This window comes from Chitinophaga sp. CB10 (genome assembly GCA_001870995.2).
Taxonomy (GTDB): Bacteria; Bacteroidota; Bacteroidia; order Chitinophagales; family Chitinophagaceae; genus Chitinophaga.
This window is the reverse complement of the sequence record MLAV02000006.1, coordinates 102,291-114,576: the sequence shown is the minus strand read 5'-3', so window position 1 is coordinate 114,576 and position 12,286 is coordinate 102,291. Positions and strand designations below refer to the sequence as shown.

The following is a 12,286-nucleotide window of genomic DNA, read 5'->3' as shown; positions in this document are numbered from 1 at the left end:
GTTGCCTATTTGAATTTCACCCGCAGGACTTGCAGGGAATTCGGCGCAAGGGTCAGCGCAACGGATTGTTTGCTGACTACTACTTCCCTATCCACCGGTACGATGGGCTGTGCGCTGAAGTTGTTGACAGCAACTGGATCGTTGCCGGAAAGGGTGGTCAGCACGGCGGTTTTAGCGAGGTTGTTTTTACCCTGCAGGGCTATTTTGCCGCTAACCGGCTGCTGGCTTACATTCACAAGTTTTACGATGATCTCTTTTTTGTGCTGGTCTATCACGGCGGAGGCATACAGGCTGTCCTGCCCGGTAACCGGCTTCCCATCGCTGAGCAGGGGCAGCACATTCGTGCCTTTATTGAGCGAATAGAGTTTTTGCACCTGGTAGCTGGGCGTGCCTACTACCTGCAAGTTATTCACCCAGATGAGGTCCGGCGCCCATTGCCAGGCGGCGGCATGCGCAAAGAGGGGCGCATAGGAGGCCATGTGCACTACGTCCGCATTGCGTTCCAGGCCGGTGAGGAAGGCCGCTTCCGCAATGGCGGCGCGCAGGGTGTTACGTTCCGCGCCGGTGAAGTCTTTCCCTTCATGGGCGGCGTACTCGCCTGCAAATACTTTGGAGCCGGTGCGGGGGTATTGATCATAGCGGGCGGCATTGGAGAGGAACCATTCCGGGCTGCGGTAATAGTGTTCATCGATGAAGTCCGCATTCATTTTGCGCAAGGTATCGTTGAGGTAATCGAAGCGCGGGCCGTTGGGGTCCGTTCCGGAGCTGAATACCAGTTTGATTTCCGGGTGCTTGGCTTTGAGCGCGGCGGCGAAAGCGCGGGCGCGTTCAATGTATTGGGGGCCCCAGTTTTCGTTTCCAACGCCGATCATGGTGAGATGGAAAGGTTCCGGGTGGCCCATATCTGCGCGTACTTTGCCCCAGGTGCTGGTGGCCGGGCCGTTGGCGAATTCCACGAGGTCGAGCGCATCCTGGATATAGGGCTGCAGCTCTTCCATGGGCGCTAGTTCAGCCGTGTTGAACTGGCAGGCCATGCCGCAGTTGAGGATAGGCAGGGGCGCTGCGCCGATGTCTTCCGCGAGCTGGAAGTATTCGAAGAAGCCGAGGCCGAAGCTTTGGTAATAATCCGGCGTCAGGCGGTGATTGAATTCCGTATTCCAGCGGTTGATGATCAGCTCCCGGTTTTCGATCGGGCCGAGGGTCTTCTTCCATTGAAAGCGGTTGGCGAGGTCGCGCCCTTCCACGATACAGCCGCCGGGGAAGCGGATAAAGCCCGGCTTCATATCTGCCAGCATCTGCACCATATCCGCGCGGAGCCCTTTGGGCCTGTTTTTCCAGGTATCGCCGGGGAAGAGGGAAATCATATCGAGGTCGATGACGCCGTCCCCTTCCAGCCAGAGGGTGAGTTTTGCGGTGGTATCCTGGGCGGCGGCCGTGAAGCTGAGGGATTTCGTTTGCCAGTTACCGTTAGTGCCTGCCGGGGAGAAGGAGGCGCTGCCGATGACTTTCCCGGCCGCATTCACCAGTTCCCCGTGGATGGTGATGCCGGGTTGGGCGGTGCGGTATTGCAGGGAGAGCGTGTAGTTCACCCCGGCACGGATGCCCATGCCGCGGAAGCCTTCGTTGGTAAGGCCCCACTCTCCTTTGCGGCGGTGGTTGACTTTTACGCGGATGTAGTTTGGGTTGGCTTTGTTGTAGGCGGGACTGTTGAGTACGAGGAGGTCCCCTTCTTCCTTTTTGCCGTTGATGGTCCAGCCCATGAGGGGGTTGTTGAATTCAAAGGAACGGTTTTTCACCAGTTCCGCGTAGATGCCACCGTCGGCGCCCATGTTGATGTCCTCAAAGAAAACGCCGTACATCGTAGGCTGTATGGCAGCGCCTACCTGTGCGGTGTTGACCGTAAAAGTTTTTTGCTGGCTGAAAGCCGCTGCTGCCGATAACGAGAGGCAGCAGGAAAATAAAAATTTATTCATAACGGAATTTGCTGAAATGGGCGGACAATTTAAATATATTAAATGTCATTGTTACAATTAATTGATATACGGTTCGTTGGCGATATTTATATTTTTTTTAGATGGAGGCATTTTGCGGCGCCATTGCACCGGGTTTTAGGGGTACGGTACTGCGTACCGCTTCCTTTCCCTTATCCGGCATACTGCCGCCGGGCAGCTACCGACAGGGTCTTTGCCACGTCCCTTGCGGCATTAAATCTCTCCCCTAAAAAAATCAAATATCTGTAAAACTTCAGTGGAAAATAATTTTATTCTAACACTTTAAAAGACTTTTTTTATCAGGCCCGGTTAAATTTTTATTACGCAACCGATGGCATCAAAATTTTTACGCGTCATTTTGACAATTAAAAACTATATTGCGCAGGGGTGAAAAAAGAGAACCCGGTTTTGCCATTTTTTCACCTGAAGGATCCACGTTTATTGACAATTTAATCTTAACCGTACAGTAAGTCCAACTAAAATCTGAATATCTAAACTTTCCCGTATGAAGAATTACACCGGGGTGAGCATTTCACCACCAGCCTGGAGAAGGCATGCGATCACTTTGTTTCTATTACTCTGCACGCTCGCAGTACATGCACAGAAAAAAATTACAGGAAAAGTAACGGAAGAGGGCACCCACCAGCCCGTATTCGGGGCGTCCATCCAGGTGAAAGGCACCTCCCGCGGCGCTATTACGGATGATAAAGGCCAGTTTGCGCTGACGGCCAACCCGGGGGATAAACTGCTCGTATCATCGATGGAATATGAGTCGCAGGAGATTACCGTAGGCGCGGAAAATACGATTCAGATTGTGTTGAAAAAAAGTACCGCCGGCCTCAATGAAGTAGTGATCATCGGTTATGGTACTGTGAAGAAAAAAGACCTGACCGGTTCCATTGCCACGCTGAAAGCGACGGATATCAAATCGGAAGGCGTGAGCAACGTGAGCAGGGCCCTGCAGGGCAAGCTCGCGGGCGTAACCGTGGAATCAGCCGGGGGCGATCCCGGATCAGGCATGCGCGTATTGATCCGCGGCGCGGGCACGATCAACAATGCCAACCCGCTCTACCTGGTGGATGGGGTGCAGGTGGAAAATATCAACAACATTGCGCCGGGGGACATTGAGTCCATGGACGTGCTGAAAGACGCTTCCGCGGCCGCTATCTACGGTTCCCGTGCGGCCAACGGCGTAGTGCTGGTGACTACCAAAACCGGTAAGAACGGCCCGCCGGTGATTCAGTTTAACGCGAACGTGGGTTCACAGAAAATCATTAAAAAATACGATGTGCTGAATGCGCAGGAATGGGCGACCGTGAGCAATATGGCGCACGACAACGCGGGCCTGCCGCGACTGAGCATCGCCGCAAACCCTGATCAGCTGGGCGCTGGCACCGACTGGCAGGACGCGATATACAGAACTGCCATTATGCAACAATACAACCTGTCTGTTAGCGGCGGTAATGAAAATACCCGTTACAGCTTTTCCGGGCAGTATAACGACCAGGATGGTATCGTAGATGTGACAGGCTATAAACGCTATGGCATCCGCGAGAAAACGGAGACGACGAAAGGCCGGCTGAAGCTGGGGCAATCCCTGATACTGACGAGGGAGAACTGGACGAAAATGCCCGGCGGCTGGGGTGGACAAGGCGGTAACCCGGTGGGTTCCGCGGTGAAAATGATCCCGGTATTCCAGATCTATGACGAGAATGCCATCGGCGGCTATTCCGGCGCCAGCGGTTCCGTGGTGAATGTGGCCAACCCGGTTGCGCAGCTGCACCTGGAAGATATTACGACCAATACCACTTCCATTATTGCCAACGCTTTTGCGGAAGTAACCATCCTCTCTTCCCTGAAATACCGTTTCAACCTCGGTTATACCGATGCGTTCCAGGAAGATAAGGATTACACCCGGCGTTACCAGGTAGGCGGCCTCTTTGCCAACCCTACCAACAACCTTTCTCAATCCAGCACCCGCACCAACCTGGTGATGGCGGAGAATACGCTGAACTACGCCAAAGATTTTGGAAAACACAGCATCCAGGCGCTGGCAGGTTACGCCTATCAGAAAGCTACTAAAACGTACCAGGGCGCTGCCCGCAGCGGACTGGCCGACGGTATCAGCGAGCTGGATAACGGCGCCATCACAGGTTCTGTGGGAGGCAACAAATACGTAAGCACGCTGGTATCCCTGCTGGGCCGCGTGATTTACTCCTACGATAACCGCTACCTGTTTACGGCCAGTTTGCGCCGCGACGGTTCCTCCCGCTTTGCGCCGGGCAACCGTTACGGTAACTTCCCATCGCTGGCGGCGGGATGGAATATCTCCAACGAGAAATTCTGGTCCGTGCCATCCAGCGCTGTTTCCCTGTTGAAACTGCGCGGCAGCTACGGTCAGCTGGGCAACCAGGAAATTACCGACTATGGCTACTCTGCGGCCATTGCTTCGAACATCAACTATGTAAATGGCGGCGACCAATCCAAATGGTTTGGCGCTATTCAAACGGCCTATGCATCACCCAATCTTAAATGGGAAAACACCGAAACCGTGAACGTGGGTATTGACGCGGCTTTCCTCAATGATAAACTGACTTTCACAGCGGACTATTTCCGTAAGAACACGACGGACCTGCTGCTGCAGGTGCCTATCCCGGGATCTGCCGGTTCTTCTTCCAACCCGTACGTGAACGGCGGTAACATCCTGAACAAGGGTATTGAGATGGGCCTTGGCTACAGCAATACCGTTGGCGCGCTGAGCTACAGCGTGAGAGGTACGTTTGCCTCCATCAAAAACAAGGTACTGGCATTGGGTACCGGCACCCAGCAAATTGCCGGCGGCCAGCCTACCCACCACGGCGCGCAGGCTACGCTGACGCAGGCAGGCGGCGAAATTGCCGCGTTTTACCTGATCAAAGCGCTCGGCATCTTCCAATCGCAGGAAGAGATTGACGCGTACAGGGGTAAAGATGGCCAGCTGATACAGCCTTCCGCTAAACCGGGCGATATCAAATTCCTTGACGCCAATGGCGATGGACAGATCAGCAATGCCGACCGGATTGACATGGGCAGCTCCTTCCCTTCCTTTGAATATGGTTTAGGGATTACGCTGAATGCCTACAACTTTGACCTGAACCTCTTCCTGCAGGGCACCCAGGGCAATAAGATCTACAACGGTCTGCGCCAGGACCTGGAAGGCATGAACCTGGAATACAACTATGCGCGCAGCACGCTGAACGCCTGGACGCCGACCAATAAAAATACGGACATCCCACGCGCCGTGATCGACGATCCTAACTTCAACGCACGTACGTCGTCCCGCTTCCTGGAAAACGGTTCCTACTTTAGGTTTAAGACAGTGCAGCTGGGTTATACCGTGCCGGTGAAACTGATGGAGCGGGCTAAAATCAGCTCCCTCAGGGCTTACCTAAGTGCGGACAACCTGTTTACCATTACCAAATACAAGGGTTACAACCCGGATATTGGCAGAACCGGTACCATCCTGGACAGGGGCGTAGACTTCGGTCATGTGTCCTATCCGCTTGCCCGCACCGTTTCTGTTGGTGTACAACTGTCATTGTAATCACTTAAAAATTCAATCCATGAGAAAGATATTGATTTCGGTCGCGGCCACGCTGGTATTTGCCAGCTGCTCCCGCGATACGTTAGAGCTCACGAACCCGAACCAAACTACTACAGATACCTACTGGAAAACGGAAGATGACGTAAGAAGCGCGATGGCTGCCACTTACGGCCTGTTTAAAAATGTAAACGGCGGCATGTGGGGCGTGCGTGGCGTGGAATTATCCAACGGCCGCGGGGATGACTTCTTCATCCGCAACGACGTGGCCGCGCTGTACCAGCTTTCCACCTTCACGAATACGCCGGACAACGGCGTAGCCGGAGATGTGTTCAACGTTTGCTACCGCGCTATTTTCCGCGCCAACCAGATCCTGGAGAACGTGGGAAAGGCCAAGCTGGAGGCGGATAAGGAGAAGGCGTATATCGCAGAAGCGAAATTCCTCCGCGGACTGAACTACTTTATACTGGTGACCAACTTCGGGGATGTGGCCATCCGCACGAAAGTGCCGGTAGCGATTAGCGATTACTTTGTGGCCAAATCGCCGGAGAAGGATGTATGGGCGCTCGTGATCAAGGACTTTACGGAAGCCGCGGCGGACCTGCCTGTGGCCTATACCGGCATCAACATCGGCAGGGCTACCAAAGGCGCGGCGCTGGGCATGCTGGGTAAAGCTTACGTATATACGAAAGATTACGCCAATGCAGAGACTACGCTGAAACAGCTGACGGCGGCGCCTTTCAACTATCACCTGACCGCCAACTACGAGGATAACTTCAAAGCCTCTACGGAGAACAACAGCGAATCGCTGTTTGAAATCCAGCTGGCCGATGTGGGCGGTACCAACCCCTGGGCCGGCGAGAATGCGAACGAGACCCTGGGCGTTACCACTGCGCAGGAATTTGCGCCCGGCGAAGTGGCCGGCTGGTTTGAGGTGAGTCCGACCGATAAACTCTTTAACGAGTTTCAGAAAGAGAAGACGGTAGACAATGAGTTGGACCCCCGCATGTATGCCACGCTGATCTGGGATTACCCCGGCGCGCGGTTCTACAACAAGCCGTTTTCGGATTTCAAGCTGCAGTTTGGCTTTAAATCCATGTTTAAGAAATACCAGAATTATACGCAGGATAATGAGCTGAAGGGCAGTAACGGTGGCGACTATACGTCCAGCATCAACGAGCGCGTATTGCGTTACGCAGATGTGGAACTACTGCTGGCAGAGGCGCTCACCATGCAGGGTAAAACCGGCGAGGCTTATCCTTTCCTGCAGGATGTAAGGTCCAGGGCTAAGCTGGGACCGCTGACCACAGGACTGGGCCAGGACGCGATGATGGCGGAGATCAGGCACCAGCGCATGATTGAGTTTGCCCGTGAAGGCCAGCGTTTTTACGACCTGAAAAGATGGGGGCTGTTGCAGCAGGAGATCACCAATAGTGATAAAGTGGGCAGGCAGTATTTTGTGAACGGGAAGCATGATTATTTCCCGATTCCGCAGAATGAGCTGACGTCCAATTCTGCGATGGAGCAGAATGACCGCTGGAAATAACTGAAAGGATGAATATACGAAGAGGCTATCTCAACCTGTGAGATAGCCTCTTTTTTTATTATGGCGCCGTTGCCAGCAGTTGGATTTTCGCGGTCTTCAGGCGTTTGCCGGTGACTTTTAGTTCGATATTCCCTGGTTTGTTGCCTGCCTGCACCACTACCACCAGTTTGCCGCTGAAGGTTTTCATGGTGGGTAAGTGGAAAAGTTCCAGGGAGGTAGCGTCCCCGTTGCAAGCGGCCCTGTAGGCGCCGTTGCCGGTGACGGAGAACTGCAGTTGCTCCGCCGCATCCGGGCAAACATTGCCTGCCTGGTCGAGAACGGTAACGGTGATGTAGGAGAGGTCGTTCCCGTCGGCTATAAGCTGCGGCCTGTCCGCCTCGAGGCGGAGCTGATAAGGGCGGCCGGCGGTAACGATGGTTTGTTCCGCGGCGGGCTTGCCATCTTTTCCGAACGCCACTACTTTTACCGTACCCGGTTCATACCTGGTATCCATCCACATGAGCCGGTACCTGTTTTGCGGGGTGCTGCTGTCTTTCCGTTGCACGCCCATGCTTTTACCGTTGATGAAGAGTTCTGCGCTGTCGTAGCTCGTGTACACAAACACCGGGGTTACCGCTCCTTCCCTGCCGGGGAAGTTCCAGTGCGGCAGTATGTGCAGTGTGGGGGAAGCGGTGTTCCAGACGCTGCGATAGAGGTAATAGCGGTCTTTAGGAATGCCGGCGAGGTCGCACAGGCCGAAGTAGGAACTGCGGGAAGGCCATTTATCATCGTAGGGCGTAGGCTCGCCGAGGTAGTCGAACCCGGTCCATACAAACTGCCCTATCACCCAGGGTTTATCCTCCTGTAGCATAAAATCTTCTTCCGGCAGGTTTGACCAGTTGCAATATTCCAGGTCGTAGGAGGAGGATTGGTTGTCCGGGTATTGTTTATCCTTTGCTTTCACGACCGGGAAGTGATAGACGCCCCGGGAGCTTACCGTGGAAGCGGTTTCAGAGCCAAGCAGGAGGCCCTGCGGGAAAGCTTTATAGGCTTCTTCGTACAGGTGTGTCCGGTAGTTGAGGCCGGGGATGTCCAGCAGGGCGCCGAAGCCGGAGGCCATGGTAGCTTTCACCTGGTCCATGCCCACGGTTACGGGCCGGGTGGGGTCTTCGCGGTGGAAGATATCCTGCAGCCATTTGGCCCGTTTTACCCCTTCTGCGCCCCACTGGTCCGGCACTTCGTTGCCGGAACTCCACATGACGATGCAGGGATGGTTGCGGGTGGCGTGTATCAGGTTCACGATATCTTTTTCTGCATCTGTGGCAAAGAAGCGTGCGTAGCCGTTTTTGACCTTTGGTTTGGCCCATTCGTCAAAGCTTTCCGCGAGGAACAGGAAGCCCATTTCATCCGCCAGTTCCAGCTGTTCAAGTGAGGGCATGTTATGCGAGCTGCGGATAGCGTCGCAACCGAGGTCCTTGAGGATTTGCATCTGGCGGCGCAGGGCGGCTTTGTTGACTGCTGCGCCGAGGGGGCCGAGATCGTGATGCAGGCATACGCCTTTGAACTTGCGTACCCGCCCGTTGAGCGAGAAGCCGGTGGCGGGATCGTAGGCGATGGTGCGAATGCCGAATTTCGTTGTCACTTCATCTTTCAGTTCATGGCCTGCGAAGAGGCGGGATATGGCCGTGTAGCGTACCGGCGTTTCGGGGCTCCAGCGGGCCGGGCGGGGCACGGCGATGTTTTGGTCAAACTCGTTGCCAAAGGCAGTGGCGGCGGTATCTGCGGCTACCTTGTTCCCCTGCGGATCGAGGATATCCGTGATCAGCAGCAGGCCTTTGCCGCTGACTTTTGTTTTGATATTTACTTTTGCGAATTCGTCCGTCACGACGGGCGTGGTGATATAGGTACCCCATTGGTCAATGCTTTCCGGATTTTTAACGATCACGCGCACGTTGCGGTAGAGGCCTGCGCCGGGGTACCAGCGGGAGGATTGCGCGACGTTCTGCAGGTGTACAGCCAGCAGGTTTTCCCTGCCGGCCTGGTAGAGGTCCGTTACGTCGAGGTAGAAGTAGTTGTAGCCGTAGTGCCACTCTCCTGCCTTCTTTCCGTTGAGGTACACTACCGGCTCGCTCATGGCGCCTTCGAAGAGGAGTATTACTTTCTGGCCGTTTTTGTAGGCGGGGAGCTGGAAAGTTTTGCGGTACCAGCCTTCCCCGATGTAGGGCAGCGCGCCGGTGCGGCCGGTCTTTTCAGAAGAGATCTTTTCGTTATTTTGGACGATGGCGACGTTTTGTTTATCAATTTCTTTATCGAACGGGCCGTAGATCGCCCAGTCGTGCGGCACGGAAACGGTTTGCCAGTTTTTATCATCAAAGTTCAGTTGCATGGCCTGGTCGTTTTTACCCCTGGAAAACTTCCAGTTGTCGTGCAGCGTTATTTCCTGCCGCACCTGCGCGGAGGCAATGTGTACAAGCAATACCGGCAGGAGCAGCCATTGCTTAACGCGGAAAAAAGGCATAGTGTCCATCATTAATTGTTAGCCTGACAAATTATAAAATTATTCCCAAAGCTTCTGCCCTGCGCGTTGAAAAAAGTTACATTTGCGGCATCACTTTCTCCTGAAACCAATGACAATGTTAGCACAGATACGACGTTTATACCAGCTGCCGGAGGATGCAGCGGATGGCTATACGGCTGCGGATATAGCGGCTGCGGAAGCCCGGCTGGGCATACGGCTGCCGGACGCTTTGGCGGCGTATTACCGGGCGCTGGGAAAAAACGACCAGGTAAACCGGTCCCACAACCAGTTGCTCCCGCCTGACCAGGTATCGTTTACGGATGACCGTTACCTGGTGTTTTACGAGGAGAACCAGGTGGTGGCGTATTGGGGTATTAAGGAGTCGGACCTGCAGGCGGACAATCCGCCGGTGTATGGAAATTATTACCCGGACGGTACGGAATGGTACCTGGATGCTACGACGGCGGACAACTTCCTGTTGCTGATGGCGATTTACAACGGGACGATGGGCGGGCTGACTTACAATGCCAACAGTTTTGACACGGTATCGCCGGAGTTGGCGGATTATATTATGGCTAACTGGGAGGAAGTAAAGGATATTACTTTACAATCGCAGCGGATATTTACGGATCAATTCGAGGAGGTGATCAGCGTGTCTGTGGACCAGCAGGGGAATTGGGCGGGGATATTTATCGGGACGCAGGATAATAAGCGGTTTGAGCGTTTGCTGAGCCGCTTGGAGATTGATTGGGATTATATTTCAACGGAGGATGAGTAGGGCTGGAAATTTTTGATGAGCAAGACCGGGTCGTTTGGAAATTACCCGGGATTGTAATTTAAAAGTTACGCCCGGGTTTCAGGCCGGGCGGTGTTGAGTTGCTAATCCGTTATTGCAGCCTTACACCTGGCTATACACCCTATCCTCCCCGCTGTTCACCTGCGCCATCACATTGTGCAAATCATCCAGGGGCCGCATACCGGTAAGCAATACACGCTTATTGGCGGCGGGGTTGCTGATCATCAGGGACGGGAGCCGTTTGATATTATTCACCTGTCTTTCCTGGAGATCCTTCCGGAAAGCCTCTACGGTAGCTGGCTCCGTCAGCTGGGCTTCAAACTGGGGCAGGTCCAGCAGGCCGGAATAGTTGGCCGATACTGTTGCGGCCACCTCTAACAAGACTTCTCTTTTTGCAATATTTCTACGCTGGGTCATGACTGCTTTGCGCAGTTCGTGCAGCATGATATTTTCCGCCTGGGGCGACTGCCGGCCGGCGCACTTGACGGCTAGGCAGGAGGGGTATGAGGAGCCCGGCGGATCGTCGTGCCATATTTTTTCATCGATATTGATCTGTGCCTGGTATTTGACCTGCATCCAGGAAGGCCCCATTTGCAGGGGCCTCCGGATGGCAAGCAAATCATCGTGATAACTATCCCAACCGGCGATCATGCCGGCCATACAAAAACGAAAATCTATCTCACCGACGTATTGATCCCGGAAAGCCTGGACAACCGGCTCAAACGCCCATGACCAGCAACAGAGCGGGTCGGTATAATACACTACCTGGATTTGCATAGCTTAAAATTTATCCATACTGCTTTGACTCCAACATGCCTCTCCGATTGGCACGGCGCTGTTTACTTCCGCGCTTCTCTCCTGCCCGAGTTGCAGGTCCAGGTCGCGGGTTTCCTGCACCGTTCTGCCGGTACCGTTAGGTTCGATATTCCGCAGTCCGTTTGTATCCAATACATATTGTACGGGATCATTCACATACTGCCATTCTTCCCCAAGCTGGGAGGACTGGCCCTGGTTCCATGGGCCCGGCATATCCGCGCCGCTGGACATATTGAAATAAAGGTTGCTGTAGCGCGGGTCCGCCTGTTTGACGCCCGGGGGGAAGTTAGGTGTAATGGTATTCAACGCCGCCTCAAACATCTGGTAGTGGGCTACTTCGCGGGTCATCAGGAAGTTGAGGGTACGTTTTACTTCCGGGTCGTCCGTGAATTGCAGGAGGTATTCGTAAGTGATTTTAGCGCGTGACTCCGCTGCAATATCGGACCGCAGGTCAACCGTCAGATCGCCGTTGCAATCCCCGTTGATATACGCTGCGGACCAGGGCACGCCCTGGGAGTTTGTATAGGCGGGCCCTCCGCCGGTAGACGTCAGGATTTGAGGGGCTACGTAGGCCTGGTGAATGTAGTCTTCCCGGGCGCTCTTACCATTGTGCAATCCCATGATCTCCGATTCATCGGCTGCTTTTTTCAGTTCCCCGTTGATGCCCTGGAGCAGCATCTGGATGGTGGCCCCTACTATTTCCAGGTGGCTAAACTCTTCCGTGGCAATGTCCATCAGCATATCGTATTTATCCGGATACGGATGACGTGCGGCGAAAGCCTGACCGAAATACCTGAGGGCGGCTGCCAGTTCGCCGTTAGCGCCGCCAAACTGCTCGAGCAGCAACGTAGCGAATGCGGGGTCCGGCTTGGTTACCCGCGCGTCGAATTGTAATTCTTTAACGTGATAAAACATAGTTGTCAGTTTAGTAAGTATATACCGCTTCCAATACAATGCCTCAATAAGCGGATAACAGGCTGATTCGCGTGCGTATTAAGGTGGTGGCGGACTTTTAATTTTGCTGTTTTTTTCCTGTCTGCTTTAAGTAGCTTTTCCGTTA

General features: G+C 54.1%; 7 protein-coding genes. 3 read left to right on the top strand and 4 right to left on the bottom strand.

Translation table 11 applies throughout. The annotated features are described in order from the left end of the window. Positions 1–5: 5 nt before the first annotated feature. The gene (locus tag BOC67_RS10630; RefSeq protein WP_291910120.1) at positions 6–1,973 is read right to left on the bottom strand and encodes an alpha-L-arabinofuranosidase C-terminal domain-containing protein; all 1,968 of its coding nucleotides are present in this window, start codon (positions 1,971–1,973) and stop codon (positions 6–8) included. A gap of 523 nt (positions 1,974–2,496) precedes the next feature. Here BOC67_RS10630 and BOC67_RS10625 point away from each other — a divergent pair. Together BOC67_RS10625 and BOC67_RS10620 are read left to right on the top strand one after the other, a co-directional pair. Beyond that, positions 2,497–5,574 (top strand): TonB-dependent receptor, encoded by a 3,078-nt coding sequence (locus tag BOC67_RS10625; RefSeq protein WP_291910118.1) that lies wholly within the window; start codon positions 2,497–2,499, stop codon positions 5,572–5,574. Positions 5,575–5,593: 19 nt separating this feature from the next. Continuing rightward, the gene (locus tag BOC67_RS10620; protein ID WP_291910115.1) at positions 5,594–7,117 is read left to right on the top strand and encodes a RagB/SusD family nutrient uptake outer membrane protein; all 1,524 of its coding nucleotides are present in this window, start codon (positions 5,594–5,596) and stop codon (positions 7,115–7,117) included. Between the two features lie 58 nt (positions 7,118–7,175). Here the strand turns inward: BOC67_RS10620 and BOC67_RS10615 are convergent, their stop codons facing one another. Continuing rightward, a complete protein-coding gene (locus BOC67_RS10615; protein WP_291910113.1) occupies positions 7,176–9,614 on the bottom strand; it encodes a DUF4982 domain-containing protein in 2,439 nt (812 codons plus the stop codon). A gap of 115 nt (positions 9,615–9,729) precedes the next feature. On the opposite strand from BOC67_RS10615, the gene BOC67_RS10610 reads away from it, so the two are divergent. Next, positions 9,730–10,392, top strand: coding sequence for an SMI1/KNR4 family protein (locus BOC67_RS10610; protein ID WP_291910112.1), 663 nt, complete (start codon positions 9,730–9,732; stop codon positions 10,390–10,392). Positions 10,393–10,512: 120 nt separating this feature from the next. Here the strand turns inward: BOC67_RS10610 and BOC67_RS10605 are convergent, their stop codons facing one another. Continuing rightward, positions 10,513–11,187, bottom strand: a complete 675-nt coding sequence (locus BOC67_RS10605; RefSeq protein ID WP_291910111.1) for a DsbA family protein — start codon at positions 11,185–11,187, stop codon at positions 10,513–10,515. 3 nt (positions 11,188–11,190) lie between these two features. Next, entirely contained in the window at positions 11,191–12,141 is a 951-nt protein-coding gene (locus BOC67_RS10600) for a manganese catalase family protein (protein ID WP_291910110.1), read from the bottom strand. Positions 12,142–12,286 lie beyond the last annotated feature (145 nt).

What these genes read in the sequence shown, in the direction of transcription:
- BOC67_RS10615 (WP_291910113.1), bottom strand. Translation starts at nt 9,614, where the DNA reads ATGCCTTTTTTCCGCGTTAAGCAATGGCTGCTCCTGCCGGTATTGCTT.
- BOC67_RS10620 (WP_291910115.1), top strand. Translation starts at nt 5,594, where the DNA reads ATGAGAAAGATATTGATTTCGGTCGCGGCCACGCTGGTATTTGCCAGC.
- BOC67_RS10610 (WP_291910112.1), top strand. Translation starts at nt 9,730, where the DNA reads ATGTTAGCACAGATACGACGTTTATACCAGCTGCCGGAGGATGCAGCG.
- BOC67_RS10600 (WP_291910110.1), bottom strand. Translation starts at nt 12,141, where the DNA reads ATGTTTTATCACGTTAAAGAATTACAATTCGACGCGCGGGTAACCAAG.
- BOC67_RS10625 (WP_291910118.1), top strand. Translation starts at nt 2,497, where the DNA reads ATGAAGAATTACACCGGGGTGAGCATTTCACCACCAGCCTGGAGAAGG.
- BOC67_RS10630 (WP_291910120.1), bottom strand. Translation starts at nt 1,973, where the DNA reads ATGAATAAATTTTTATTTTCCTGCTGCCTCTCGTTATCGGCAGCAGCG.
- BOC67_RS10605 (WP_291910111.1), bottom strand. Translation starts at nt 11,187, where the DNA reads ATGCAAATCCAGGTAGTGTATTATACCGACCCGCTCTGTTGCTGGTCA.